A 25,940-nucleotide genomic window follows, 5' to 3' on the forward strand; every position below is an offset into this window, starting at 1 on the left:
CCGATGCCGCGGCGGGTCGCCTGGCTGACCGTTCGGCGTGCATCCTGCCGTCGGCATGCACCCGCTGACGCTGCAGCCTAAGCTGGTGGGGTGAGTAAGGCCGACCTCAGCAAGCAGCCCGCGCAGGTCGCCGCCATGTTCGACCAGGTGTCGACGCGCTACGACCGGACCAACAACGTCCTGTCGGTCGGCAATGCGGCCCTGTGGCGCGTCGCGACGACGCGTGCGGTCGCGCCGCGCGCCGGCGAGACGATCCTCGACGTCGCGGCCGGGACGGGGACGTCGAGCGCCTCCCTCGCCCGTAACGGGGCGTCCGTCGTCGCCGCCGACTTCTCGGCCGGGATGATCGACGTCGGCCGGCAGCGCCAGGCCGGAAACCCCTTCATCCGTTTCGTCCAGGCCGACGCCATGGACCTCCCGTTCGACGACGACACCTTCGACGCGGTGACGATCTCGTTCGGTCTGCGCAACATCGTCGACCCGAAGAAGGCGCTCGCCGAGTTCTTCCGGGTGGTCAAGCCCGGGGGCCGCGTGGTGGTGTGCGAGTTCTCCCAGCCGCCGCTCGCTCCCGTCCGCGCCGGCTACTCGGCGTATCTCAAGTTCGGGATGCCCGTGCTGGCGCGCGTCGCCAGTTCCAACCCGGCAGCCTACGAGTACCTCATGGAGTCCATCCAGGCGTGGCCGGACCAGCGCGCGCTCGCCGGGTGGATGCGCGAGGCCGGTTTCGAGCGTGTCGCGTACCGCAATCTGACGGCCGGCATCGTCGCCCTGCACCGCGGTTTCAAGCCCGAGCGCCAGGCAGCGCCGGTGGAGCCGGTCGCGGCGACGCCCGCCGTGAATGCGCAGCCCGAGGCGCCGGCCGAGAAGCCGGCTGCCGCGACGAAGCCCAAGGCCGCTCCGAAGCCGAAGGCCGCTGCGACGAAGGCGAAGCCCGCTGCTGCGAAGCCCGCTGCTGCGAAGCCCGCTGCTGCGAAGCCCGCTGCTGCGAAGCCCGCTGCTGCGAAGCCCGCTGCTGCGAAGCCCGCAACCGCGAAGGCCGCCGCTCCGAAGCCCGCTGCTGCGAAGTCTGCCGCTCCGAAGTCTGCCGCCGCCAAGCCCACGACGCCGAAGCCCGCGGCACCCAAGCCGAAGCGCTCGACCTCCGCCGGCTCCGAGTCGCGTCCGGCATCCGCCGGAACCGCCGGCTCCGAAGAGTCTGCGTCCACCATCCCGTCCGAGGGGGAGTAGTGCCACGAAGTGTCCCGGCTGTGCGGCGCCCGTCGCTGACCAGCCAGCTCGGCTTCACCGAGCGGATCTTCCTCCGCGGTGACGACCGCCAACTCGCGAACGCCGTCGACGCCGGTCTCGCGCAGGTCGAGGAGAGCCTCCACCGCGAGATGCACTTCGCGGACAACCTCGCCGACGTGACCGCCCGGTACCTCCTCGAGGCCGGCGGCAAGCGGGTCCGCCCCATGCTGACGCTGCTGGCCGCCCAGCTCGGCGACGGCACGAACGCCGACGTCATCCAGGCGGCCGAGGCCGTCGAGATCACTCACCTCGCCTCGCTGTACCACGACGACGTCATGGACGACTCCCAGATGCGCCGCGGCGTGCCGAGCGCGCAGTTCGTCTGGGGCAACTCCGTCGCCGTGCTGACCGGCGACCTGCTGTTCGCCCGCGCCAGCAAGCTGGTCTCCGCGCTCGGTGAGCGCGCCATCCAACTTCAGGCCGACACGTTCGAGCGGCTGTGCCTCGGCCAGCTGCACGAGACCATCGGACCCCAGGAGGGCGAGGACCCGATCGAGCACTACATCGGTGTGCTCGAGGACAAGACCGGCTCCCTGATCGCGGTCGCCGCCCAGATGGGCGTGCTGTTCTCGAATGCTCCCCAGGAGTTCGAGCAGCCGGTCGTGGTGTTCGGTGAGAAGATCGGCGTCGCGTTCCAGCTCATCGACGACGTGATCGACTTGTCGTCGGAGGGGGTGGCCGAGACCGGCAAGACCCCCGGCAACGATCTGCGTGCCGGCGTCGCGACCCTCCCCGTCCTGCGCCTCCGCGAGCGCGCCTCCACCGACCCGGAGGCCGCAGCCCTGCTCGAGCGTTTGGAGCGCGACGTCATCGGCTCGGCCGAGGACGGCGAGGTCACGCCCGCCGCGATGGAGGCGATCGCCGCGCTCCGTGAGCACGAGGTGACCCGCCAGACGCTGGAGGAGGCGCACCGCTGGGCGCGCGAGGCGGTCGAGGCCCTCGAGCCCCTTCCGGACGGCCCGGTGAAGAAGGCTCTGATCCGGTTCGCGGACACGATCGTCGAACGCTCCAGCTGAGCGACCAGCAACCCCAGAAGGAATCAACGAATGACCAAACTGCGACTGGCCATCGTCGGCGCCGGACCGGCGGGCATCTACGCCGCCGACATCCTGCTGAAAGCGGAGCGGGGCTTCGACGTGTCGATCGACCTGTTCGAGCAGCTTCCCGCGCCGTACGGCCTCGTCCGCTACGGCGTGGCCCCCGACCACCCGCGCATCAAGGGCATCATCACCGCGCTGCGCGAGGTGCTCGACAGCGGTGACATCCGGATCTTCGGCAACGTCCAGTACGGCCGCGACATCACGCTCGACGACCTCAAGCGCCACTACAACGCCGTCATCTTCGCCACCGGCGCCGTGCGCGACGCCGACCTCGAGATCCCGGGCATCGAGCTTCGGGGTTCGTATGGAGCGGCCGACTTCGTCAGCTGGTTCGACGGGCACCCCGACGTCCCGCGCTCGTGGCCGCTCGACGCGAAGTCGGTCGCCGTCATCGGCAACGGCAACGTCGCACTCGACATCTCCCGCATGCTCGCCAAGCACGCCGACGACCTGCTGCCGACCGAGATCCCGGACAACGTCTACGAGGGGCTCAAGAACTCGCCCGTCACCGACGTTCACGTCTTCGGCCGTCGTGGCCCCGCGCAGGTGAAGTTCACTCCACTGGAGCTGCGCGAGCTCGGCGAGCTTCGCGATGTGGACATGATCCTCTACGACGAGGATTTCGACTACGACGAGCAGTCGAAAGCGGCGATCGCGAGCAACAAGCAGGTGATGGTCATCGACCGCGTGCTGCAGCAGTGGCGGCAGCGCGAGGTCGGCAGTGCGTCGCGCCGGCTCCACCTGCACTTCTACGCGAAGCCGCTCGAGGTGGTGGGCGACGAGAACGGCCAGGTGCGGGCCTTCCGTTGGGAGCGGACCGAGCCCGACGGCGAGGGCGGCGTGTGCGGCACGGGCGAGATCCGCGAGCTCGAGATCGACGCGATCTACCGGGCCGTCGGCTACTTCGGCTCGCCGCTGCCCGGCATCCCGTTCGACCGCAAGCACGGCGTCATCCCGAACCACGAGGGCCAGGTGCTGCGCAAGGGCGACAACGAGCGCATGTACGGGGTCTACGCGACCGGGTGGATCAAACGCGGGCCCGTCGGGCTCATCGGTCACACCAAATCGGATGCCATGGAGACGATCAAACATGTCATCAACGATCAGGGGAACTGGTGGTCGCCGTCCGACCCTGACGAGCAATCTGTGGAAAACCTCCTCCACGAGCGAGGTGTGGAGTACACGACGCTCGACGGCTGGCACAACCTCGACGCGTACGAGCAGTCTCTCGGCGCCGAGCGCGGCCGGGTGCGGGTGAAGGTCGTCCCGCGCGACGAGATGGTGCGGGCCTCCAACGGGGAGCCTGTCGGCAGCGGGCCGGCGAGCGGGCAGGCCGCCGAGTAGGCGCCCCGGCGGCATGGCGAACGCGCGCGAGTGGGTCCCCGACATCCTCGGGGAGCCGTTCGAGCAGCTGACGCTTCCGCTGCGACCGGACGCGGAGGGCGACGTCGTCGCCACGCTCGTGCGATACTCGCCGCCGCCGCGCCTCCACCTGCACCGTCGGCCCGCCGCCGACACCGACGTCCTGTACGTGCACGGCTGGTCGGATTACTTCTTCCAGACCGAGCTCGCCGAGTTCTGGCACAGCCAGGGCGCTCGGTTCCACGCGCTCGATCTGCGCAAGTACGGCCGCAGTCTCCGCGAGGGGCAGACCCCGGGGTTCGTGGACGACCTGGCCGTCTACGACGAGGACATCGCGGCAGCGCTGGACGCGATCGGTCATGGCGAGACCCCGGGCGCGGACGCCCCACAGCGCCCGCGGTCGCGCCGCCTCATCCTGCTGGGCCACTCGACCGGCGGTCTCACCCTCAGCCTGTGGGCCGACCGCCACCCCGGCCGAGCGGATGCGCTCATCCTGAACAGCCCCTGGCTCGAGTTCCAAGCCCGGTCGGCGGGTCGCGCCGCCCTGACACCGCTCATCGACCTGCACGCGCGCATCGACCCGAAAGCGGCGATGCCCAACGTCGACCTGGGCTTCTACAGCCGGACGGTGTCACGCACCATGGACGGCGAGTGGGACTATGACCTGGCCTGGCGCCCCATCCGCGGCTTCCCGGTCCACCCCGCCTGGCTGGTGGCCGTGCTGGCCGGGCACGCGCGCGTCGCTGCGGGCCTGCACATCGACGCACCCGTGCTCACCCTGTTGTCCGAACGGTCGACGCTGCTGCCGCACTGGACGCCGGACATGCTGACCTCGGACGTGGTGCTCGTCGTCCGCGACATCGCTCAGCGCGCCCTGCAACTCGGGCCGACCGTCACCGTGTCGTGGCTGGAGGACGCCCTCCACGACGTGTTCCTGTCGCGACCGCCGGTGCGCCAGGCGGCATACGCATCCATCACGCAGTGGATGCGCGGGTACCTCAGCGCAGGTTGACGAACTGCAGGGCGACGTCGAGGTCCGCGTTCTTGAGCAGCGCCATGGTGGCCTGCAGATCGTCGCGGCTCTTGGAGCTGACCCGCAGCTCGTCGCCCTGGATCTGCGACTTCACGCTCTTGGGTGCCTCATCGCGGATCAGTTTGTTGATCTTCTTGGCCGCATCCTGCTCGATGCCGTTCTTGAGTCCGACCTCGATGCGGAACTCCTTGCCGGACGCGTACGGCGCGCCGGTGTCGAGCGACTTGAGGGTGATGCCCCGCTTGACGAACTTCGACTCGAGAACCTCGAGCACGGCCTTCACGCGCTCTTCGGTGTTCGCCTTCAGGAGGACCTTCTCGCCGCTCCACTCGACGGATGCGCCGACGTTCTTGAAGTCGTAGCGCTGGTCCACCTCTTTGCGGGCCTGGTTGACGGCGTTGTCCGCCTCCATCTTGTCGACCTTGCTGACGACGTCGAACGAGGAGTCTGCCATGGTGTCCGTCCTTCCCGTAGTGAGCTGCTCCCAGTCTACGAGGCGGGACAAGTCCCTCCGCGGTAGGGGTCGGACCGGTACTCCCGGGGGACGCGCGGAGGGCGCTCCGATTCCTATCGTCGGGACCATGGACGCCATCAACGACTTCATCGCGGCAGCGGCCGCATCTCCGTGGGTCTATCTCGTCGTCTTCGCGGTCGTGCTGGTGGACGCCTTCTTCCCGCCTGTTCCGAGCGAGTCTGTCGTGATCGGCGCCTCTGCTGCGGCGGTCGCCGTCGGCGTTCCGAACCTGCCCCTGGTGCTGGCATGCGCCGCCGCGGGGGCGATCGTGGGCGACAACCTCACCTTCGCGCTCGGGAGGACGTTGGGGCTCGACCGGTTCCGGGTGCTGCGGAGGCCACGCATGGCCGCCGCCGTCGAGCGCGCACGGCGCGGCATCCACGCTCGCGCCGGGGTCCTGGTGCTGTCGGCGCGATACGTTCCGGTCGGCCGGGTGGCCGTCAATCTGGTGGCCGGGGCGTCCGGTCTGGCGTGGCGCCGGTTCGTCGGGCTGTCGGTCATCGCGGGCGTCTCGTGGGCGCTCTACTCCGTTACAGTGGGGGTGGTCGCGGCCCAGTGGCTGCACGGCAACGCGTTCCTCGCGATGGTCGTCGGCATCGCACTCGGAGTCGGCACGGGGGTCGTGGTGGATGCGCTCCTACGGCGTTCCGCTCGCCGGCGCGCGTCGCGGGCGGGCGTCGAGTCGCCTGCCGCCGTCGCATCCCGACCTGCGCGGACCGGAGCGCGACGCGCCGCACTGGAGGGAGGACGCCGATGACCGCGAACAGCCTCCCCACCACCGCCCGGGTCGACCGGTGGCTCCTCGTGCTGTGGATTGCCGCTGCCGCAGCGTCCGTCGCCATCGTCGCGGTCGCCGCCTCCATCGGACCGGCCGTCTACGGCGTGCCCGTCGCTCTCGCCCTGCTTCTAGCGCTCCTCCAGGGCGCGTCCATCGTTGGCGCATTGCTCTGGCCGCGCGTCGCGGCCGCTGCCGCCGCGGCCTCGCTGCTGGGCTTCGCCGTCGTCTCACCCGCGACGGCGTCCGCTCCGTGGCCGGTGTCGGCCCCATCCATCGTCGCGTTCTCGGCCACGATCGCCCTCGTCGTCGTGCGGGGCGCCTGGCGTCCCGGACTGGTGGCGTGGGCCGTCGCGGTCGCGGGAGCGGTGACCATCGGAGTGGTGGGCGGCGCTGCTGGCGGCACGGCGAGCGGAGTCGACGGCGCCGCGACGGCCGACCTGATCGTGTTCGCGTCCGTCAGCGGAGCTGTGCTCCTCGGGGCGTTGCTCGTTTCGCGCTGGCAGGATGTTCGCCGCCAGTTGGTGCGCGAACGGCAGACCTCCGCGGGGGAGCTCGCACGGCGTGAGGTCGCGGAGGAGCGGACCCGCATCGCGCGCGAACTGCACGACATCGTGGCGCACGGGATGTCGGCGATCCAGGTGCAGGCGTCGAGCGCGAAGTACCGCATCCCGTCGCTCCCGGACGAGGCGGTCGCCGAGTTCGACGACCTCGCCGCCACCGCGCGCACCGCGATGGGGGAGATGCGGCGACTGCTCGGGGTACTGCGCAGCGACGACGCCGGGGTGGAGACGGCGCCGCAGCCGGGCGTGACGGACATCCCGGCGCTGGTCGCCGACGCGGCGCGGCGCGGACGGGTGGAGCTCGTCGGCACCGACGTCGACACCGGCGGCATGGACGCCATCACCTCTCTCGCCGCCTACCGGATCGTGCAGGAGTCGCTCAGCAACGTCGCGCGGCACGCGACCGACGCCGCCACCATGGTTCGCCTGGACCGGGTGGACGACTCGCTCGCGATCGAGGTCCGCAATGCCCCGGCCCCCGGTCGCCCCGCCTCGCCGCCTGCTCCCGACGGTGGAGGGCACGGCGTCCGCGGGATGCGGGAGCGGGCGGAGCTGCTCGGCGGCACGCTGACCGCCGCCGCGCATCCCGACGGCGGGTTCGTCGTGCGTGCGGTCCTCCCGCTCGCCGGGAAGAATGGAACGCCGTGACGATCTCCGTGCTCGTGGTCGACGACCAGGCGATGGTCCGCGCCGGCTTCGCCGCCATCCTCGCGGCCCAGGACGGGATCGACGTGCTCGGCCAGGCGTCGGACGGCGCTGAGGGCGTCGAACTGGCGCGCCGGCTGCGACCGGACGTCGTGCTCATGGACGTCCGGATGCCCGGCATGAACGGCATCGACGCGACGCGCGAGCTCGTCCATCCGTCGCGCGGTGAGCCGCATCGACCGCTCGTTCTCGTGCTGACCACGTTCGACGCGGACGAGTACGTCTACGACGCGCTCGCCGCCGGTGCGAGCGGGTTCCTGCTCAAGGACGCGCCGCCGGACGACCTCGTCCACGCCGTGCGCGTCGTCGCGGCCGGGGAGGCGCTGCTCGCTCCGCGCGTGACCAAACGACTGCTGGAGCGGTTCGCGACCCAGCGGCCCGCCACCTCCAGCCGCGCTCTCCTGCTCGCCGACCTGACCGAGCGCGAGCGCGAGATCCTCGTGCTCATCGGGCGGGGCAGGTCGAACGCCGAGATCGCGGCGCAGCTCTTCATCGCGGAGCAGACCGTGAAGACGCACGTGAGCCGCATCTTCACCAAACTGGGCCTGCGCGACCGGGTGCAGGCCGTGATCCTGGCCTTCGATGCCGGGCTCGTCGAGCCGGCGCCGTAACGCCACATACGCGGCGGGCGACAGCGGCGACAGCGCTGGCAGCGCTGGGCCGCTGACGCCACCCCTACCGCGGTAGTGCCGAGGGTTGGCTCCGCGGAGGGACGCGGCGGCCGACACCGCATCGAGACGCTCGTTCCGACCGGTCACCCCGACCGGACGGAAGGAACGTCCGATGTCTCTCGCAGCCGCCACGCTCGCGCCCGACTCCCCGCCGACTCCGGCGCGAGCCGCTACGGGTCCGCATCCCGACCGCGCTCCGTCCCCTCGGCGTGACGCCGCAGTGGATGTGGCCCGCGCCTGGTGCCTCACCGTCGTCGTCGCCCTTCACGCTCTGATGGTCGGCGTCTCCGTCACGGCCGACGGGCCGCTGCTCCAGAACGCGATGGAGCACTGGAGCGGGTTCGGCATCCTGACCTGGTTCGGCCAGGTCATGCCGCTCTTCTTCGTGCTCGGCGGTTTCTCTGGGTTCCTGCAGTGGGAGCGCGCGCGCCTGCGGGGTGACGGGTACGGTGCCCAGCTCGCCGGTCGCCTGCGGCGCCTGTTCGTGCCGGCGGTCGCGGCGGTACTCGCGATCGTGGTGCTGCTGGCCCTGCTGCAACTGGCCGGCGTACCGGACGACATCGTGGCGACCGCGGGTTTCCGGCTCAGCCAGCCGCTGTGGTTCCTCGGCGTCTACGTCGTGTGCACGGCGGCGCTGCCTCTGCTGGCCGCCCTGCACCGGCGTCGTCCCCTGCTCGCGCTCGCGGGTCTGGGCGCAGCGGTGCTCTCCGTGGACGTGGTCCGCGCATCCACGGGCGTGGCCGCCGTGGGCCTGATCAACCTGCTCTTCGTGTGGTTGCTCGTCCAGCAACTGGGCTTCGTTCTCGCAACGCTTCCCCGGGACGGATGGTCAGCACGTCGTGCGAGGTGGATGGCCGTCGCCGCGTTCGGGACTCTGGCCGTGCTGTGCGCCGCCGGCGTCTACTCCCCCGACCTCTACCTCAATCTCAATCCGCCGACCGGAGCCCTCGTGCTCCTCGGCGTCGGTCAGCTCGCCGTGTTCTCCCTGCTGCGCACCCGTCTGGCGCGCCTCGCGGAGGGTCGCATCCTCGGCCGGTACGTGGCCGCCGTGAATCGACGCGCGATGACCGTGTACTCGTGGCACATGCTCGTTCTGGTTCTTCTGGCGGGTGTGCTGCTCATGGCGGGCGGCGAGTCGCTGCCTCAGCCGCTGTCGGCCGGGTGGTGGCTGACGCGGCCGCTGTGGCTGGCCGCCGCCGGGGTGGCGGTGGCCGTGGTTGTGGCGGTCGCCGGGCGGCTCGAGGCCCGGCCGTCCGACGCGGGGGCTGGGATGGGATGGCGCGTCGCGAGGCCGGTCCGCGCGGTGTGCGCCGCGGCCGCGGGAGCCGGCGGTGTCCTGCTCATTCTGGTCTCCGGGTCGGCGCTGGCGGGATGGATCGTGGGCGCCGGGCTGATCCTCGCGTGCCTCGGCCTACTGCGCTCGCCGGGCGTGTCGGCAGAGCAGCGCCCGGTCGTCTTGACGGGAGTCGCGCGGGTAGGAGAGGCTTAGGCAAGCCTCCCCTAAGTCAGGAGACCCGATGGCTGATCTGATCCCCTTCTCCGAAGCCCTCCGCGAACGCACGCGGGGTGTCCACCAGGAGAGCGAGGGCGCCGGGTTCATGCAAGACCTGATGAGCGGCCGGGGCTGCCGCGACGACTACATCCAGCTTCTCTCGCAGCACTACTTCATCTACGAGGCCCTCGAAGAGGCGGCCGTGTGGATGCGCGAAGACCCGGTCGCCGCCCTGTTCATCAGCCCCAAGCTGACCCGCCTGCCGGCGATCGAGGCCGACCTCGCCTTCCTGCTCGGCGACGACTGGCGCGAGCGGATCGCGCCCCTGCCCTCGACGGCGCGGTACACGGCCCGCATCCGCGAGGTCGGGCGCACCTGGCCGGGCGGCTTCATCGCGCACCACTACACGCGGTACCTCGGCGACCTGTCCGGCGGCCAGATCATCCGCACTCTGCTTCAGCGCCAGTACGGGTTCGAGACCAACGGCGTCGGGTTCTACCTGTTCGCCGACATCGCCAAGCCGAAGCTGTTCAAGGACACCTATCGGTCGCAGCTGGATGCGGTCGAGTGGACCGAGGAGGAGCGCGACCGCGTCATCGGCGAGGTGTCGCTGGCGTTCCGCTTCAACACGGAACTGTTCGACGACCTGGCGACGGCGAAGGCCGCCGCCTGACGCTGACCGGGATCAGGCCGTCTGCGCGAGCTCGGCGTAGTAGGTGACGTGGCAGCCGTCACCGTTGCACTCGACGCAGAGGGTGATCTCCTCACTGCGCTGGGCGGGGTCGGCCCCGGTCCCGTCGCACCGTTCGCAAATCTCCAACGTTCTCATGCCCCCGATTGTGCGCCCGACCACCGACATCGGCCGCAGGCCCGTCGGGGTGTCGCGATCACGGCCTTCAGTCGTGCCAGAAGCCGCGGTGCGGATCGGCCGCTTCGTCTTCGAGGACCGGGCCGAGGACAGTGACCTCGCGGCTCCCGTCGGCGAAGATGAGGCGGCACGGGTGGTCCAGCGTCGGATTCTCGGGGTGGTCGCCCGTCAGGGCGCGCAGCCCCTGCTCGGAGAGGCCGTAGACCACCGTGCCGATCCCGGCCCAGTAGATCGCGCCGCTGCACATGGCGCACGGCTCGCACGAGGTGACGAGGGTGTATCCGGGGAGCTCGGCGTGCGGGATGGCCTCCCACGCCTTTCTCACCAGATTGGTCTCCGCGTGGCCGGTGATGTCGTTCTCGGTGACCACGGTGTTCTCCGCTTCGAGGGAGATCGTGCCGTCGGGAGCGACGAGGATCGCGCCGAACGGGTGGTTGCCGTGGGCGCGGGCGTCGAGGGACACCTGGATCGCGCGTCGCACGTGGTCTTCGGTCGCTGCTGCTGCGGTCATGGGTCGGGTCCTCCTGAGTGGATGCGCGGGCGGCTGGGCCCGATACCTGTCTATCGGTGATTCTGCCCAGAGCAGAACCGCCGAAATCGACGGGCGCGGATGCGGCCGAGCCGACATAGGCTGGCGGCATGCTCGTACGGCATGCGATCGGATCGGTGCTCCGCCGGATCAGGACGGAGCGCGGGACGACGCTGCGCGAGCTCTCCGAGACCTCGAGGGTGTCGGTCCCGTACCTCTCCGAGATCGAGCGGGGCCGCAAAGAGGCGTCGTCCGAGATCCTCGCCGCGCTGTGCCGCGTGCTCGGGATCAGCGAGGGTGAGCTCCTGACCCGCGTCGCGGCCGAGTTCGCGGGCGCGCAGGTGCTGACTCTGGTGCCGGAGCGGGAGATCGAGCGCGAGCCCGCATCCACTCTGGAGCTGCAGTCCGCTGCGGTCGGCGGCACTGCGCAGACCTCCGGAGTCGTCGCGCTCGCCGCCTGACGCCGGCCGTGTGGCCGCTGAGCGGGCGCTGATTTCGTCTGCAGCCGCCCGCCGAGTATTCTTGTGTGGCGCCTTCGGTCACGAGTGAACTGGTGGTCGAAAGCGCCAATGGCGAGTTACCCAAGCGGCCAAAGGGATCTGACTGTAAATCAGCTGTCTACGACTTCGGGGGTTCGAATCCCTCACTCGCCACCGCGTTCAGAACGCTTCGCGACAAGCCCTCGGCCACCGGCCGGGGGCTTTCGTCATGAGACGCATGCCACACAGGTCTGACAGGCTGGAGGCATGACCTCCAACGCCGAGCTGCTCGAGATCGCCGCCACCGTCGCCCGCCGCGCCGCCGCCTTCGCGCTGCAGCGCCGTCAGGACGGGGTGGAGATCGCCGCGTCCAAGTCGTCGCTCAGCGACATCGTCACGCGCGCCGACCGCGAGACGGAGCAGCTGATCCGCGACGCGCTCTCGGCCGCACGCCCGCGTGACGGGTTCCTCGGCGAGGAGTCCGGCGGCGGCAGCAGTCAGAGCGGTCTGACCTGGGTCGTCGACCCGATCGACGGGACGGTCAACTACTTCTACGGCATCCCGGCCTGGGCCGTCAGCATCGCCGTCGTCGAGGGCGATCCGGAGCCCGCGACCTGGAAGGCTCTCGCCGGTGCCGTGGTGAACCCCATATCCGGAGAGGTCTTCACCGCGTACACCGGGGGAGGGGCGCGGCTGAACGGGGAGCCCATCCACGTCACCGAAGGGGTGGAGCTGCCGCTCGCCCTCATCGGCACCGGCTTCGGCTACGACGCCGAGGTGCGGCGCCGGCAGGCGGGATTCGTCGCCGAGCTGATCGGCGACGTGCGCGACATCCGCCGCATCGGCGCCGCGTCTCTCGACCTGTGCTCGGTCGCCGCCGGCCGGCTCGACGGGTACTACGAGCGCGGACTGAACCCGTGGGATCACGCCGCCGGCGCCCTGATCGCCCAGGAGGCCGGAGCGCGCGTCGCCGGAATCGGCGGAGGCCCGGCCGACCGCCGCCTCACGGTGGCGGCCGCGCCGGACCTCTTCGAGCAGCTGCACCCCCGCGTCGAGCGCTTCTACGCCGACTGGGAGTGACGCCGAGCGGCTCAGACCAGCCAGGCGGTCGTGTCGCGGGGAAGGGTGCCTCCGTCGAGCGCCCCGCTCGCCAGGACGACCTCGCCCTCGGGCAGTTCCACCGGCTCCTCCCCGAAGTTGACCACCACGGTGACCTCGCCGGAGCGGAAGGCGAGCGTGTCGCCGCCCAGGTCGATCCATTCGGGGGAGCCGAACGCCAGGTCGTAGCGACGGCGAGCCTCCAGGGCGTCCTGGTACATCGTCAGCGTCGAACCCGGAACGCCCGCCTGCGACGACCGCGTATATGCCGCCCAGGTCGCCGGCTGGGGCAGCCAGCTCGCGGCGGTCGGACCGAAACCGTACGACGCCTCGGTGCCCTCCCACGGGATGGGGACGCGGCAGCCGTCACGGCCGTACCGCTCGCCGTTGGTGCGGAACCACGTCGGGTCCTGGCGCGCGTCGTCCGGCAGGTCGATCGCCTCGGGCAGCCCGAGCTCCTCGCCCTGGTAGAGGTAGGCGGAACCGGGCAAGGCCAGCATGAGTGCCGTCGCCGCCCGCGCCCGATGGAGAGCGAAGACCGGGTCCGGGAGCCCGGTGGTCTTCGGACCGATGCCGTGCCCCTGCAGGTTCTCGCCGTGCAGAGCGAGGCGCGTCGCGTGGCGGACGACGTCGTGGTTCGACAGCACCCAGGTGCTCGGGGCGCCGACGCTGCTGAACGCGGCGATCGAGCGGTCGATCACGCTGCGGAGAGCGGACGCGTTCCACGGGGTCTCCAGGTACGCGAAGTTGAAGGTCTGCTGCATCTCGTCCGGCCGGACCCAGCGGGCCAGCTTGTCGAGCGGCTCCACCCAGGCCTCGCCGCACAGCACGCGGTCGCCGGTGTACTCATCCAGGACCTTGTGCCAGTCGCGGTAGATGGCGTGCACGCCGTCCTGAGCGAAGTAGGGAGGCGTCGGCGGCTCGCCGTCGGCGTGCGCCGCGATCTCCGGCTCCAGCGGGATGCCGCCGGTCTCCTGCGTCGACGCAGTGCCGCCCATGCTGCCCATGTGCGCGGGCGGGGTGTAGTCGGGGAGGCCGGCCTCCTTCACCATGCCGTGGGCGACATCCACCCGGAAGCCGTCGACACCGCGGTCGAGCCAGAAGCGCAGGACGTCGCGGAACTGCTCCCAGACCCACGGGTTCTCCCAGTCGAAGTCCGGCTGCGACTTGTCGAACAGGTGCAGGTACCACTGGCCGGGCCGCCCGTCGGCCTCGGTGATGCGCGTCCACGCAGCACCGCCGAAGATCGACTCCCAGTTGTTCGGCGGCAGTTCGCCGTTCTCGCCCTTCCCGTCACGGAAGATGTACCGCGCCCGCTCGGGGCTTCCCGGACCGGCCGCGAGCGCCTCCTGGAACCAGCGGTGATCGCTCGACGAGTGGTTCGGGACGATGTCGATGATCACGCGCAGACCGAGGTCGTGCGCGGTCGCCAGCATCGTGTCGAAGTCGGCGAGGGTGCCGAAGCGGACGTCGACGTCGCAGTAGTCGGAGACGTCGTACCCGGCGTCGCGCTGCGGCGAGCTCTGGAACGGAGACAGCCAGACGGCATCCACACCCAGCTCGCGGAGAGCGGGGAGGCGGTGGGTGATGCCGGGCAGGTCGCCCATCCCGTCGCCGTCCGAGTCGGCGAAGGAGCGCGGATACACCTGGTAGATGACGGCGGAGCGCCACCATTCGCGGCCGGGGGCCGACGGCGTGAGCTCGGTGTGGGGGAGGGGGGTCGGAGCGGCGATGGTGGTCACCTCGTGTTCGTGTCGGTTGTGATGGTCAGGGGTGGACGGCGGTGCTGGACCGCACGATCAGATCCGCCGGAGCGGTGTGGCTGAGGGGTTCGGGGCGTGCCCGGGTCGGAGCGGCCCGCGCGGCCTGGAGGGCGTCGAGCAGCAGGGCGGCGGCCTGTTCGCCCTGCCGGTCGGGATGCTGCGCGACCGTGCTCAGTCCGAAGAAGTCGGCGAGCGGATGGTCGTCGATGCCGATGATGGAGACGTCGCGGGGGACGGAGAGCCCGAGGTCGCGTGCGGCGAGGATGGCGCCGATGGCCATCTCGTCCGAGGCCGCGAAGATCGCCGTCGGGCGCTCGTGCGGCGACCCGAGCAGCTGCTTCGCCGCGTCGTATCCGCCGGGGAGCGTGAAGTCGGAGGCGCGGTGCAGCTGCTCGTCGACGGGGAGGCCCGCATCCCGCAGCGCCTGCTCGTAGCCGAGGCGCCGGCTGGTTGGGATGTGGAAGTCGAGGTCGAACTCCTGCGAGCCGCCGATGTGGGCGATGCGGGTGTGCCCAAGCGAGATCAGGTGATCGGTCGCGAGGCGGGCGACGGCCAGGTCGTCGATGGTCAGGGTGCTGACGCCGGGGAGGGGGCCGCCCACGCCGACGACGGGCTTTCCGAGCGCGAGGAGCCGGCCGACCTCCTCCTCCGCCAGCTCCAGCGAGACGGTGAAGACCGCATCCACCCGGTTGCGCAGGAGGTGGTGGTCGAAGACGCGACGGCGCTCGCCGCCGTCCCCGCTGAGGTTGTAGAGCGTGAGGTCGTAGCCCTGTCCGAGCAGGACGCGCTCGGCACCCTCGATGACGGACGTGAAGAACCAGCGGTTGAGGTGCGGCACGACGGCGCCGATGTTGCGGGTGCGGCCGGAGGCGAGGCTCGACGCGTCGGAGGAGACGACGTACCCGAGCTCCGACGCCGCCTGGACGACGCGTGCCCGTGTGCCGTCGGAGACCGGGCCGTTGCCGCTCAGGGCGCGGGAGACGGTGGCCGTGGAGACGCCGGCGAGACGCGCGACATCGTCGATCCCGGGCATCCCACCTCCTGCGTCTCGCGTCGTGTCTGATGCGGTGGAAGCGTTTGCGTCCGCCGGTGTCCCGCGGTCGGCCGCGCACAGCGGCAGTATAGCGAGTGGGGTGGAAGCGTTTGCACTCTGTGACGCGATGCGGTCACGCCCAGTGGCCGGGGCGGTCGAGCGTCGGCGGCAGGAGGGTGCGGCCGTCGCCCGTCGCGGCGTTGACCTGGACCTGGGTCAGATAGATCGCCTCGCGGAGGTCGGCGCCGTCGAGGCGCGCGTCGCGGAGGTCGGCTCCGATCAGTTCGGCACGGGACAGGTCGGCGTCGCGGAGGTCGGCGGCGATCAGGAGAGCGCCGCGGAGTTCGGCCCCCCGGAGGTCGGCCCCGCGGAGGTCGGCGCCCAGGAGGTCTGCGCCCGGTTGGATGCGCGAACGCGCGGTCCGCTTCCTGCCGGCACCGAGGGGTCCGGTGCCGACGGGTCCGGCCTCGCGGGTGAGCCGAGCGGCCTCGCGGAGGAGCTCGGCGGCCGGTGCGCGCAGGTCGTCGATGTCGGAGTCGACGATGACCGCGCTCGGCGCGTCTGTCAGCTCCAGCACCTCCGCACGCGCACGGCGGAGCGCGGGATGGATGCGGGCTGCCGCGGGTAGTGCGAGCGCCTCCTCGAGGTACCAGAGGAGCTCGTGCAGCTGGCGCATGAGCGGGAAGACGGCGAACATCTCGCGACGGCGGTCGGCGTCGCCGCGCCACCCCATCCCGTCGAAGGTGTGCTGCGTCACCTGCTGGCCGGCTCCGAAGCAGTCGAAGACCGTGCAGCCGCGGAAGCCGCTCTCGCGGAGCCTCGGGTGGATGGTGCAGAGGTCGTCGTGGGCGAGGTTGACGCAGGGGTCGCCGGCGGGCTTGTCGAACGCGAAGTCGGCGGAGCGTGCGAAGGCGAGGGCGACGCAGCAGAGTCCGACGCACCGGGAGCAGTCGGCTCTCAGCTCGCGGCGGGGTTTTTCAGCGGTGCGCACCCGTCCACAGTACGGGTCCGCTGCAACCTTTCCACACCCTCAGGAAGAGCCGGAATAGCCCTGGGCCGACCGCGTTAGCGTGGAAGAACGACACAACGAAGGAGAACAGCATGACTGCACCGCGCCGCACGATCGGTTCGTCCGACCTCGAGGTCTTCCCGCTCTCTCTGGGGGGTAACGTCTTCGGCTGGACGGCCGACCGCGAGACATCGTTCGACGTCCTCGACGGGTACACCGCGGCGGGCGGCAACTTCGTCGACACCGCCGACGGCTACTCGGCGTGGGTCCCTGGCAACACGGGCGGCGACTCCGAGCGCATCCTCGGCGAGTGGTTCGAAGCACGCGGCAACCGCGACCAGGTGGTGCTCGCCACGAAGGTGAGCCAGCACCCCGACTTCAAGGGACTCGCCGCCGACAACATCCGTCGGGCGGCCGACGCCTCGCTGGAGCGGCTGAAGTCGGACTACATCGACCTCTACTACGCCCACTTCGACGACGAGACGGTGCCGTTGGAGGAGACCGTGGCGGCGCTCTCCGGCCTCGTCGATGCGGGGAAGGTGCGCTACATCGGCATCTCGAACTACTCACCGGAGCGCATCGAGGAGTGGTTCCGGATCACCGAGCGCGAGGGGCTCCACCGCGCCGTCGCCCTCCAGCCGCACTACAACCTGGTCGAGCGCGGGTACGAGACGACGTACCGCCCGATCGCCGAGCGCGAGGGCCTCGGTGTGATGCCGTACTTCGCTCTCGCCGCCGGCTTCCTGACGGGCAAGTACCGCGAAGGCGTCACGGTCGACAGCGCTCGCGCCGGCGGTGCCGCGAAGTACCTCGACGACACCGGCCGCGCCGTCCTCTCGGCCCTGGACGAGGTGGCCGCCGCCCACGGCGCCTCCGTCGCATCGGTCGCCCTCGCCTGGCTCGCCGCGCAGCCGACCATCACCGCCCCGATCGCCAGCGCCCGCACCACGGAGCAGCTGCCGGACCTCCTCGCGTCCGTCGAGCTCGAGCTCACGGGCGACGAGCTGGAGGCGCTCGCCGGAGCCTCGGAGGCGGCCAAGGCGGCCTGACCCTCGCAGGGGGCGGGGCCGCCGCTGCCGGGCGTCCGCAATGGTACGGAGCACCCTGTCGTGGGTGGTATCCTCGAACGGTTGCCGAAAACGACGTGCCTCCGGCCGTCACGGCTCCGCCCCCTTAGCTCATTGGTAGAGCACTTCCTTGGTAAGGAAGAGGTAGTGGGTCCGATTCCCACAGGGGGCTCCGTCTCCCGTCCTGCGACTGGCTCGCTCGACGTGGGGATGCCACGGCGGGGTAGCTCAGGTGGTTAGAGCACACGGCTCATAATCGTGGTGTCGCGGGTTCGAGTCCCGCCCTCGCTACAAAACCCCCGGAATCTCAACGGTTCCGGGGGCTTTTTCGTCTCTGCGGAAGGCGGCGCCCCGCATAAACCCCGCACATTCATTTCGCTCCCACGACCGTGTTGAGCGCTGCTGCGGCCCGTGCGCCGCCGGTGTTCTTGGCCATGTAAACGTCCTGGGTGAGAGAGGGATTCTCATGCCCGAGGTACTCGGCGATCTCGCGCGCAGTCATCCCAGCCTGGTCTAGCGCGGTTGCAACGGTCTTCCGGAAGCTGTGACTGGTGACCTTAGGAAACCCGAGCCGTTCCCGTGCGTCGCGCCAGTCGCGGGAAGTGTTGCGGGGGTCGCGGATCTTGCCCCGGATCGTCGGGAAGATTAGGTCATGCGCGTTGGCCACCTTGAACTCGGACTGGCGGCGACGCAGCAGCTCGACGAGGGAGTCAGCGATAGCGATGGTCCGAGTGCCAGCCGCGGTCTTGGCATGGTTCTGGATGATCACCCCTTTACCGTGTGCTCGGACAACGTTCGCCTTGATCGTCAGCAGGCGTGCATCTAGGTCGACGGCATCCCAGGAGACTGCCAGTACTTCGCCGAGCCGGCAGCCGGTGCTGGCGAGGAAGAAGATCACATCGACTTGGTCGAGTTGACGGAGGCGTTCGTCGTTCTTGACCGCGTTGAGAAGCGCCGGCAGCTCGTCCAGCGTGATCGCCGTAGCACCCTCACGCGCGCGCTTGATGTGGCCGATCTCGCGCACCGGATTTGTGCGCACGAGGTCTGAGCGCGCGGCAAGACCCATCATTCCGGACAGGACGGCCCGGCATGCTTTGGCGGCCCCTGGGCCGCTCGTGGAGCTCACGCTAGTGATGAAACGGTCGAGTCGTTCGGTGGTGGCTTCCGAGACGGCGAGCGAGCCGATCCTCGGGCGGATTAGGTGTTCGATCGTCTGACGGTACGTGTCCACGGTACGGGGAGCTCGATCTGCTTTGCTTTCCAGGAAGGCGTCCGCGAGGGCAGAGAGAGTGGTCTCTCGTTTGAGACTCTTGCGGGTGCTGGGCTCGACGGTGGTGAGGGCGCGCTGAAGTGAGTTGCGCGCCTTCGCCCTTGTGGAGCCGAATCGCTCGATCTGTCGAAGGAAGCCATCGTCGAAGCGGTATCGCGTCCGGGCGCGCCACTTCCCGTCTTCGATCTGCGCCACCGAGACGTTGCCATAGCTTCCGATCGGCGTTCTCGGCCGAACCATGTTGCACTCCTTCCGACTGCTGGATGCGCCGGCGGTCGCTCGGGTGCTGCCTGTGCCCGCAGGCTGACCGCCTAAACTCCCGCCCGTTCGCTAGCGATTCCGATAAGCCCGGCGCTCTCAAGCAAGCCGCTCACTCGGGCCGCCTCCCGTGTAATGCGGTCGATCCGCTCGTCGACTTCGGCGCTCGAGGCCGAGAGTTCCGGGTCGCCAGACGTCAGGTGGACGTCGCGGACGATGCGGAGCCGGTTGACCTCCCGGCGCAGTGTTCCGAGCTCCCGCAATGACGTCAGGATGTCGATGTCGAACCGTTCGGCGGCCAGGCCAGGAACGTAAGAACTGGCCGGTGTCGCGGAAAGCCAGCAATCGAACTCGGCGGCCGTCATGCCATTGAAGTCGTCACTTAGGTTGGGCAGGTCCAGTTCGGTGTTCGGTCGGCCGATCGGGGCGAGGAGCATGGTTGGCGGAACGCCGAGGGCACGTGCGATGTTCAGGAGCTGGCTGACGCTGATGTCAGCCTTTCGCCCGGACTCGATGTTCTCCAGGATCGCGGCGGTCACGTTGCCGCCGGGGATCGCCTCGGCCAAGTCCCGAGTGGTGCGGAAGCCCCGCTGTCGTCGGGCGTGTTTGATGCGAGCGCCCACGCTGCTTTCCGATCGAAAGTCCGTCATTTCGACAGAGTAACCCTGAAGGTCTTGTCAAAGCAACAGATGCACGCTATTGTCACCGTGACAAGCAACTGATCCGTCAGTTGTCGAATCGGAGGTGATCGAAATGACGGGGGACTTCATCCAGCCCGCGGAGGTGACTGAATTGACCGGCCTCTCCATCGCGGCGCTAGCTCAGCTGCGCCATCGCGGGCAGGGGCCACGGTTCTATAAGCCGACGCCGCGGACGGTGCTGTACAAGCGCGAGGAGGTGATCGCATGGCTGGAGGCGAGCGCGCAGACCGCGACGACGGCGTACGCGTAAGCCCGCCGACGACTCAGTCGGCTGGCGTCATCCAGGACTTCGTCGACGGCTACGTCGTGCCGGTCGATCCGATGGATGACCTGCAGTGCGAAAGCTGTCAGTAGAACCCGCCGTCCACCCCGGCGTGGCATGTTGGAGCAACCCCCGAATGGGGGTAGCGTCCGGCACCAAATGGAGCGGCCGATCCTTACCCTCTTCACCGTGACGCGCGACTCACAGACCGAGTCCGGGCGGCGGTGACGCATCGTGGCTGAGACTGCCGAACCGCAGAGTCCGCCTCGCCACTCCATCTCCCAATCCGGGCACGCCGCCCACTTGAATCCCCGGCGTGATCCTGGCTCACCGTCCTCGCTCATTCAGGGCTGCCGCACACCCATGCGCGCCGGCGCCCCGCACTAACGGGTCCTCAGACCCGAACCCGATCCTTCACACAAGCCACCTCCGCAAAAGGAAGGTAGAGATCTCGTGGCTGAAGGAATCCAACTCCGCACGCGTGCCGATGACCGACTGACGGAGCTACTCAGCGAAGTAGACACACTGCTACCGTATGTCCGCTTTCAACTGCGCGGCTGGCCGAACGAGGTCGACGCAGTGCTACAGCTGGCCCGGGAGACGGTATGGCACCGAAGCTCTCGGTACGACCCTGAACGCGGCTCACCCCACGCGTTCGTGTTCGGCATCACCCGCCACGTCGTACTTCGAGAAGTCGCGCGGAAGCACGTCGTCATGGACGAGGTTCCGATCGACGTCGAGTCCGATACGGACATTGACCCCCTGGATGCGCTGATCCGTCGATTCGACGCGCACCGCTGGATGGTGCTGGTCGCCGACTTCGTCGGTCCATCCGACTGGCACGTGATGAGCGACCTGAGCTTGGCCAACGGCGACGTCGACCGGGTGGCGCACGCCCATCAGATATCTAAACGGGGTCTCCGCTCGGTGCACGACCGCGTGTGCCAGACCGCCCGAACCGTACTCGCCGCCCTGGCAGCCGCAGACGCCGGGCTACCGCTGACCGGGTCCGTCATCGTGTCTTGCATCCCTGAGATCGGTGGCTTCCGGGAGGTCGCCGAGATGATCGGCGAGGACGCCGCCAGCATCGCCGCCACCCTGCAGATCCACCCTGGCTCGGCGCGGGCTCGGATCGCGACCGCGAAGCGGCTGCTGATGATCGCCCGGATCGTCCTCGAGCAGGAGGCCGCTGAATGATCAGCGCTGGGGCGGCGGCAGTTCACGGGGTAACGCATCCAAAGACGATTCGGAACCTGCTGATCGTTGCCGCCGTCATCGTCCTCGTTGTCCCGCTGGCACTGGTTGTGGTGCCGGTCACCCTGGTGGTCGCGATGGGAGCCAACGGGTTCGGGGGTGGTGGGGGAGTTTGCGGGGGATCCGCACCATCGGTGAGTGTGGGTAGCACGGTCGATGGGTACGGGCCGGAGCAGCTGAAGATAGCCGCGACGATCATCACCGTCGGCCAGCAGATGAGCGTTCCCCCGCACGGCCAGACTCTGGCGCTCATGGTCGCGATCGGCGAGTCCGGGCTCCGCAACCTCGACCACGGCGACGCGGTCGACAACAGCACCATCGGTGTCTTTCAGCAGGGCACCAGTTACGGCACCCGGGCGCAGCGGATGGACCCGGCGACCGCGGCCGCCGCGTTCTACACGCGGATGCTGCACGTCCCGGACTGGCAGACGCTCGCGCCGACCCTGGTCGCTCACGCGGTTCAGATCAACGCCGACCCGAACCACTACGCCCTGTTCTGGGCACCGGCCGAGCACGTGTTGGCGGCGCTGACTGGGGCGGCCACGGGCAGGTGTGAGGTGCCGGCGGATGCCCGCGCCGCTGCCGCCGTCCTGGTCGGTGCGATCCAGGCGAAGAAGCTGAACTTCCTCGAGCCCCGCTACCAACAGCAGGTCATCAACATGGCCGACGGGACCGCGACCCCCGACTGCACGATCGACGCCCACGTCCTCCAGCTGATCGTCGTCGCCGTCCAGTCCTTCCAACAGGTCGGCGTCAGCGACCTGAACCGGCGCTGCACGGGCATGACCCCCGGCGCCGGAACCAAGTCGGCGCACTGGAAGGGCAAAGCGGTGGACTTCTACGCGATCAACCGGCAGTCCCTCACCGGCGCGGACACGCTTTCGGTCCAACTGATCCACGTGCTGGACCCGTACGCCCCACACGGGTCATCGGCCGGTCAAAGCGACTGCCGCGCACGCGCCCACGTGTCGCTGGGCGTCTTGGCGAACATCACCAGCGACTTCCCCGACACCTGCAACCACCAACACATCCAGGTGCCCTGACCAACGAAGTCCGGAAGGTGCGCGCCAAAAGCTGCGCCGAACCGGAAGTTCCAAGTGAAGGCGCATACGAAATCGAGGAGAACCAGATGAACAAGAGGCTGATCGCAATCGCGGCTCTCTTCCCATTCCTTGCCCTGACGGGCTGTGCAGCAAGTGCTCCAGCCCCGAAGCTTTCGTTCACGACCGTCGCACCGGCCACACCGACCGCGACGCCGTCCAGCGACGCGACGCCCGCAGCTGACGGCATCGTCGACACCGTCTACGTGCAGGTCTTCCCCGCGAAGACCTTCAAGGCGAAGCACGGCTGCCGATGCACCCTTCCGGATTCGAACCAGGAACTTTTCCCGATGGGGACGCCCGTAATCTTCGTGAAGTTCTCGATGACCGGCGAATGGAAGCCCTCGCAAGGAAACCAGACCTACCAGGACGTCACCGGCGCCACGCTCAAAGGCACGCAGTTCGACGGACGTCCCGAACCGGCCGTCCTGGACACCGCCGACGGACCCGCCGCCGCCAAAGCCGCCGGCCTTGCGTGGCTTCCGAGCGGGCTCTTCCACGGCAAATCGACCTGGACAATCCCGAACGACAAGGAACGATCCTTCGCCGCCGCGTGGTATCTCCCGCCCGGCGTCGACCGGCTTCTCCTCACCATGAACGTCCCCTCCGAGGGGCAGCCCCTTCGTCTCATCGTCCCGCTGCCAACCTCCGCGACCGACGCAGCGAATGCGAGCGGGGAGTAACCCCATGGAGCTCCTGCTGAACGTGCTCGGCCTCCTGCTCATCATCGGCATCACCCTCCTCGGGATCGTCGGTTCCGGGTTGCTGGCGGCGAAACGGATGACTGAGACCGAAGAACCCGAGTTGAGAACAGATACCGCCGAAAGGAAGACCCAATTATGAACGCACTCAACGAAGCACTTGTCACCGCGCACTCCCGCGCGATCAACGTGCTGACGGTAAACAACCCGTCACCCGACTTCTCCGGTCCTGGCGTTGGCGCCCTCCAGTCGATCGCGAACGTCGTGTTCGCCATCGTGCTCACCCTCGGCGTGATCGGCGGCCTCATCGCAGCCGGGTTCATCGTCGTCGGCCACATCTCCAGCAACGGACGCGTCCAAAAGATGGGCATCGTCGGCGTGGTGAGCTGCGTCGCCGGGGTCGCCGTCGCCGCCGGAATCGCGGGACTGATCAACTGGGGCCAGTCACTTCACGTGGCGTGACATCATGCTCGCCATTGCTGCTGCTGCTCCGCCGGATCCGTTCTCGCCGAACTACGGCTGCTTCATGGCCGACTTCGGCTGCCAAGCCTCGCAAACCGTCGCCCAATTCATGGGATCCACGATCCGCAACCTTGGCGACTTCATCGCCACCATGATCGCCGGTTCGTTCAATACGAACATCGACCCGAGCAGCTGGGAGATCGCCCACTCGCAGTTCCTGTTCTGGATCGCCGTCACCGCCCCCGTCATCCTCATCGTCGCGCTCGTGCAGATTGGGATCGCGATGATCTTGCAGGACTGGTCTCGGATTGGGCGCACCGCCGCCGGCGCTGCCCTCGCCATCCCGTTCTCGGCGATCTGTGTGTGGGGTATGCAGAAGGCATCGGGAGTCACCGACGCCGTGACCACCAGCCTCACCTCCACCGTCCAAGGCGGCGATCTCAGCAAGGGGCTCTTGCGGGTGGTGGGGCTTCTTGACATCACCAAGCAAGCCCCCAACGCGGTCATGCATAACGCTCAATTCACGCAAGGCGGGGCCATCTTCACCATCGCCGCCCAAGGCGCCCAAGGTCCCGGCTCAGTCGGCGAGTACGTGATGGCCTTGCTCGTAGTCGGGCTGATGATGATCGCCTCGCTCTTCCTCTTCATCGCCATGTCGATCCGCGAATTCGGGCTCCTCGCCCTGGCGGCGATGGCTCCCGTGGGGCTGATGATGATCGGCCAGCCCAAGCTCACAGCTTGGGCGCAACGATGGATGAACTTGACCATCGGCTTGCTGATCGCCAAACCTCTCGCCGCCGGTGTCGTGCTCCTCGCCGTGGAGCTGACGAAAGCCAGCCTCAGCATCGGAGTCATCCTCGTCGCTGCCGGGGCCGTGATCGCTGCCTCGTTTTCCCCGTTGTGGGCGACGAAACTCGTGTCCTTCGCCGGCGCCGAGGTCGGCACAGCTCTTCACCATCGATTCTCCGTGCGTGACCAGTTCTCGCGGGTGAACACCGCCGCCGGTCCGGTCCGGTCCGCCGCCCGGGTCATCAAGGTTGGGAGATAACTCATGACCAGCTTCACCGCCGACCAGCTGATTAGCGACGAAGGCGCACCCCGCGTCCGCTTCGCCGCCCGGGAACGACGAGGTATCTTCCTCGGCCTCACCTTCCTGCAACTCGTTGTCATCGGCGCCGCGGTCGCCGTCTTGCTGGCAACCCTGTTCATCAACCCCAACGCGTTCTGGGTGATGCTCCCGCTCATCGCACTCGTGGTGTTCTTCGCGCTCGCCACCTACCGGCGTGAGCCCGTGCTCATCATCGCAGCACAGGCCGCCCGCTACGCCTACCGCAGCCTCACCGGTCAGACCGCCTTCCGCCGCGACGTCTGGCTCCGGGTGACCATGGCATCCCTGAACGTCGGCCAAGCCAAGCTGGCCGCCGTGGCACCCGTCGTCACCTCCAAATTCCTGCTTCCCGGTGCGCTCGGCGACGTGCAGGTGATCCAGATCCCGGGCGCGGGCGGATTCATCTATAACGCCCGCGGCCGACTCGCATCCGTCACTGTCCGAGTTGGCTCCAGAGCGTGGGCGCTGCGAGACAAGGGCACACAAGAGGCCGCCTACGACGGATTCGTCGAATGGCTCAGCTCCCTCGAGAACCTCCCCGGTGTGCGCGAGACCACGATCCGGATCCGGGTTGACCGTGCGTCGTCGACACAGCTGAAGGACTACCTCGTTGCTCGCGAGGACGAGTTCGACCCGCAGGTGAGCGCGGAGCTTCGGCAGGAGTACTGGGCGCTGACGCAGGCGGCGTCGAAGCGATCGATGGGGTTCACGAACTACATTACTCTGACCTTCGATACAGCCGCCCTCAACGGCGCTATCCGCGACGCCGGCAAGGGTCTCACCGGTCTCGCCGCCGTCCTCAAGGAACGCGTCGCGGGTATCGAGACTTCGATGGAGCACGCCCGGCTCACTCCGGCCGGCTGGCTCACCGCTGACGAGCTCGACGAGTTGAACGCGCTGTCCTCGGATCCGGTCGCTGCAGCGACGCGGCGCGAGCAGGACTCCGACGTCGTCTCGGCGCCATCGCCGGTGATGGGGATCGACGAGGGGTGGGATTCGATGCGGGTCGACGAGTCCTGGCATCAGACGTTCTGGGTCGCTGAATGGCCGCGCACCGACGTCCGCACTGGCTTCCTGGAGCCCCTGCTCTACGCCGGGGATGCGACGCGGGTGATCACGCTGCAGGTTCGCCCGGTGGCCACGCACAAGGCGCTGGCCCAGCTGAACCGTGCCCAATCGGATATGGAAACTGCCGCGACGATCCGGATGAAGCTGTCCTCCCGGATCCCGCTCACCCACCTTCGCGAGGAGGAAGACCTGGCGGTGCGCGAGCACGATCTTGTCGACGGGTTCGGCGATGTCCAGTACCGCGGCTTCGTCACCATCTCTGCCGAGTCCAAGGATGCCCTCGCGAAGGCACGCACGGACATCGAGCAGGCCTCGCACCCCGCCCGCCTCGTGCTCGCATCAATGTCCGGCCAGCAAGCGGCAGGGTTCGTCACCGCGGCGCTACCGGTCCCGCTGGAAGGGGAATGA

The 25,940-nt window shown here is 69.0% G+C and carries 28 protein-coding genes and 3 tRNA genes; 23 read left to right on the plus strand and 8 right to left on the minus strand.

The features are described 5' to 3' along the window. Positions 1–90 precede the first annotated feature (90 nt). The 4 genes from ubiE to AXZ95_RS02540 are packed head-to-tail and all read left to right on the plus strand — an operon-like array spanning position 91 to position 4,761. Positions 91–1,227 (plus strand): bifunctional demethylmenaquinone methyltransferase/2-methoxy-6-polyprenyl-1,4-benzoquinol methylase UbiE, encoded by a 1,137-nt coding sequence (gene ubiE / locus AXZ95_RS02525; RefSeq protein ID WP_133638753.1) that lies wholly within the window; start codon positions 91–93, stop codon positions 1,225–1,227. Between the two features lie 20 nt (positions 1,228–1,247). After that, complete coding sequence (locus AXZ95_RS02530) at positions 1,248–2,303, plus strand: polyprenyl synthetase family protein (protein ID WP_018189424.1); 1,056 nt, start codon at positions 1,248–1,250, stop codon at positions 2,301–2,303. A gap of 30 nt (positions 2,304–2,333) precedes the next feature. Next, complete coding sequence (locus AXZ95_RS02535; protein ID WP_018189425.1) at positions 2,334–3,731, plus strand: FAD-dependent oxidoreductase; 1,398 nt, start codon at positions 2,334–2,336, stop codon at positions 3,729–3,731. A gap of 13 nt (positions 3,732–3,744) precedes the next feature. Next, positions 3,745–4,761 carry an alpha/beta hydrolase gene (locus AXZ95_RS02540; RefSeq protein WP_018189426.1) on the plus strand — a complete coding sequence of 339 codons (1,017 nt, stop codon included), beginning with the start codon at positions 3,745–3,747 and terminating at the stop codon, positions 4,759–4,761. On the opposite strand, the gene AXZ95_RS02545 is transcribed toward AXZ95_RS02540, so the two are convergent. Beyond that, positions 4,748–5,236, minus strand: a complete 489-nt coding sequence (locus AXZ95_RS02545) for a YajQ family cyclic di-GMP-binding protein (RefSeq protein ID WP_018189427.1) — start codon at positions 5,234–5,236, stop codon at positions 4,748–4,750. The two genes, AXZ95_RS02540 and AXZ95_RS02545, sit on opposite strands and share 14 nt — an antisense overlap. 127 nt (positions 5,237–5,363) lie before the next feature. Between AXZ95_RS02545 and AXZ95_RS02550 the strand changes: the two genes are divergently transcribed. The 5 genes from AXZ95_RS02550 to AXZ95_RS02570 all read left to right on the plus strand — a co-directional run bounded on the left by AXZ95_RS02550 (position 5,364) and on the right by AXZ95_RS02570 (position 10,175). Continuing rightward, positions 5,364–6,053: a VTT domain-containing protein gene (locus tag AXZ95_RS02550; protein ID WP_018189428.1), complete on the plus strand. Its 690-nt coding sequence runs from the start codon at positions 5,364–5,366 to the stop codon at positions 6,051–6,053. After that, positions 6,050–7,282, plus strand: a complete 1,233-nt coding sequence (locus AXZ95_RS02555; protein WP_018189429.1) for a sensor histidine kinase — start codon at positions 6,050–6,052, stop codon at positions 7,280–7,282. The genes AXZ95_RS02550 and AXZ95_RS02555 overlap by 4 nt, the downstream gene beginning before the upstream one ends. Further along, positions 7,279–7,950, plus strand: a complete 672-nt coding sequence (locus AXZ95_RS02560) for a response regulator transcription factor (RefSeq protein ID WP_018189430.1) — start codon at positions 7,279–7,281, stop codon at positions 7,948–7,950. The genes AXZ95_RS02555 and AXZ95_RS02560 overlap by 4 nt, the downstream gene beginning before the upstream one ends. Before the next feature lie 172 nt (positions 7,951–8,122). Further along, positions 8,123–9,499: an acyltransferase gene (locus AXZ95_RS02565; protein ID WP_231374311.1), complete on the plus strand. Its 1,377-nt coding sequence runs from the start codon at positions 8,123–8,125 to the stop codon at positions 9,497–9,499. Positions 9,500–9,527: 28 nt separating this feature from the next. After that, entirely contained in the window at positions 9,528–10,175 is a 648-nt protein-coding gene (locus tag AXZ95_RS02570; RefSeq protein WP_018189432.1) for a biliverdin-producing heme oxygenase, read from the plus strand. Positions 10,176–10,187: 12 nt separating this feature from the next. On the opposite strand, the gene AXZ95_RS19555 is transcribed toward AXZ95_RS02570, so the two are convergent. Continuing rightward, positions 10,188–10,331, minus strand: a complete 144-nt coding sequence (locus tag AXZ95_RS19555; RefSeq protein ID WP_166645306.1) for a hypothetical protein — start codon at positions 10,329–10,331, stop codon at positions 10,188–10,190. Positions 10,332–10,398: 67 nt separating this feature from the next. Further along, positions 10,399–10,881 carry a nucleoside deaminase gene (locus tag AXZ95_RS02575; RefSeq protein WP_018189434.1) on the minus strand — a complete coding sequence of 161 codons (483 nt, stop codon included), beginning with the start codon at positions 10,879–10,881 and terminating at the stop codon, positions 10,399–10,401. A 128-nt stretch (positions 10,882–11,009) separates the two neighbouring features. On the opposite strand from AXZ95_RS02575, the gene AXZ95_RS02580 reads away from it, so the two are divergent. The 3 genes from AXZ95_RS02580 to AXZ95_RS02590 all read left to right on the plus strand — a co-directional run bounded on the left by AXZ95_RS02580 (position 11,010) and on the right by AXZ95_RS02590 (position 12,458). Further along, positions 11,010–11,360, plus strand: a complete 351-nt coding sequence (locus tag AXZ95_RS02580) for a helix-turn-helix transcriptional regulator (protein ID WP_018189435.1) — start codon at positions 11,010–11,012, stop codon at positions 11,358–11,360. A 110-nt stretch (positions 11,361–11,470) separates the two neighbouring features. Next, positions 11,471–11,552, plus strand: a tRNA-Tyr gene (locus AXZ95_RS02585). Positions 11,553–11,645: 93 nt separating this feature from the next. Further along, on the plus strand, positions 11,646–12,458 hold the full coding sequence (locus AXZ95_RS02590) for an inositol monophosphatase family protein (protein ID WP_018189436.1): 813 nt from the start codon (positions 11,646–11,648) through the stop codon (positions 12,456–12,458). 11 nt (positions 12,459–12,469) lie between these two features. Here the strand turns inward: AXZ95_RS02590 and AXZ95_RS02595 are convergent, their stop codons facing one another. The 3 genes from AXZ95_RS02595 to AXZ95_RS02605 all read right to left on the minus strand — a co-directional run bounded on the left by AXZ95_RS02595 (position 12,470) and on the right by AXZ95_RS02605 (position 16,263). Then, complete coding sequence (locus AXZ95_RS02595; RefSeq protein ID WP_018189437.1) at positions 12,470–14,218, minus strand: glycoside hydrolase family 13 protein; 1,749 nt, start codon at positions 14,216–14,218, stop codon at positions 12,470–12,472. A 25-nt stretch (positions 14,219–14,243) separates the two neighbouring features. Beyond that, positions 14,244–15,272: a LacI family DNA-binding transcriptional regulator gene (locus AXZ95_RS02600; protein WP_018189438.1), complete on the minus strand. Its 1,029-nt coding sequence runs from the start codon at positions 15,270–15,272 to the stop codon at positions 14,244–14,246. Positions 15,273–15,405: 133 nt separating this feature from the next. Next, positions 15,406–16,263, minus strand: coding sequence for a pentapeptide repeat-containing protein (locus AXZ95_RS02605; protein WP_018189439.1), 858 nt, complete (start codon positions 16,261–16,263; stop codon positions 15,406–15,408). 110 nt (positions 16,264–16,373) lie between these two features. Between AXZ95_RS02605 and AXZ95_RS02610 the strand changes: the two genes are divergently transcribed. The 3 genes from AXZ95_RS02610 (at position 16,374) to AXZ95_RS02620 (ending at position 17,639) form a co-directional block, all read left to right on the plus strand. Continuing rightward, positions 16,374–17,330, plus strand: a complete 957-nt coding sequence (locus AXZ95_RS02610; protein ID WP_018189440.1) for an aldo/keto reductase — start codon at positions 16,374–16,376, stop codon at positions 17,328–17,330. Positions 17,331–17,448: 118 nt separating this feature from the next. Beyond that, positions 17,449–17,520, plus strand: a tRNA-Thr gene (locus AXZ95_RS02615). 45 nt (positions 17,521–17,565) lie between these two features. Beyond that, positions 17,566–17,639 (plus strand) — tRNA-Met (locus tag AXZ95_RS02620). 79 nt (positions 17,640–17,718) lie between these two features. Here AXZ95_RS02620 and AXZ95_RS02625 read toward each other — a convergent pair. Then, entirely contained in the window at positions 17,719–18,858 is a 1,140-nt protein-coding gene (locus AXZ95_RS02625; RefSeq protein ID WP_018189441.1) for a site-specific integrase, read from the minus strand. Between the two features lie 71 nt (positions 18,859–18,929). Further along, entirely contained in the window at positions 18,930–19,526 is a 597-nt protein-coding gene (locus AXZ95_RS02630; RefSeq protein ID WP_026307015.1) for a helix-turn-helix transcriptional regulator, read from the minus strand. A 103-nt stretch (positions 19,527–19,629) separates the two neighbouring features. Between AXZ95_RS02630 and AXZ95_RS02635 the strand changes: the two genes are divergently transcribed. From AXZ95_RS02635 to AXZ95_RS02670, 8 genes are all read left to right on the plus strand, one after another. After that, the gene (locus AXZ95_RS02635; protein WP_051087285.1) at positions 19,630–19,827 is read left to right on the plus strand and encodes a hypothetical protein; all 198 of its coding nucleotides are present in this window, start codon (positions 19,630–19,632) and stop codon (positions 19,825–19,827) included. Between the two features lie 465 nt (positions 19,828–20,292). Further along, positions 20,293–21,036, plus strand: a complete 744-nt coding sequence (locus AXZ95_RS02645; protein WP_133638755.1) for a sigma factor — start codon at positions 20,293–20,295, stop codon at positions 21,034–21,036. Between the two features lie 197 nt (positions 21,037–21,233). Continuing rightward, positions 21,234–22,136, plus strand: a complete 903-nt coding sequence (locus AXZ95_RS02650; RefSeq protein ID WP_018189446.1) for a hypothetical protein — start codon at positions 21,234–21,236, stop codon at positions 22,134–22,136. Positions 22,137–22,222: 86 nt separating this feature from the next. After that, positions 22,223–22,876 (plus strand): hypothetical protein, encoded by a 654-nt coding sequence (locus AXZ95_RS02655; RefSeq protein WP_018189447.1) that lies wholly within the window; start codon positions 22,223–22,225, stop codon positions 22,874–22,876. 4 nt (positions 22,877–22,880) lie between these two features. Continuing rightward, positions 22,881–23,036: a hypothetical protein gene (locus AXZ95_RS19560; RefSeq protein ID WP_018189448.1), complete on the plus strand. Its 156-nt coding sequence runs from the start codon at positions 22,881–22,883 to the stop codon at positions 23,034–23,036. Then, complete coding sequence (locus AXZ95_RS02660) at positions 23,033–23,356, plus strand: hypothetical protein (RefSeq protein ID WP_018189449.1); 324 nt, start codon at positions 23,033–23,035, stop codon at positions 23,354–23,356. The genes AXZ95_RS19560 and AXZ95_RS02660 overlap by 4 nt, the downstream gene beginning before the upstream one ends. Before the next feature lie 4 nt (positions 23,357–23,360). Then, a complete protein-coding gene (locus tag AXZ95_RS02665) occupies positions 23,361–24,404 on the plus strand; it encodes a hypothetical protein (protein ID WP_133638759.1) in 1,044 nt (347 codons plus the stop codon). A 3-nt stretch (positions 24,405–24,407) separates the two neighbouring features. Further along, positions 24,408–25,940, plus strand: a complete 1,533-nt coding sequence (locus AXZ95_RS02670) for an SCO6880 family protein (RefSeq protein ID WP_018189451.1) — start codon at positions 24,408–24,410, stop codon at positions 25,938–25,940.

The sequence above is a fragment of the Leifsonia sp. 115AMFTsu3.1 genome, from assembly GCF_004362795.1.
In the GTDB taxonomy this organism is placed as follows: Bacteria; Actinomycetota; Actinomycetes; order Actinomycetales; family Microbacteriaceae; genus Leifsonia.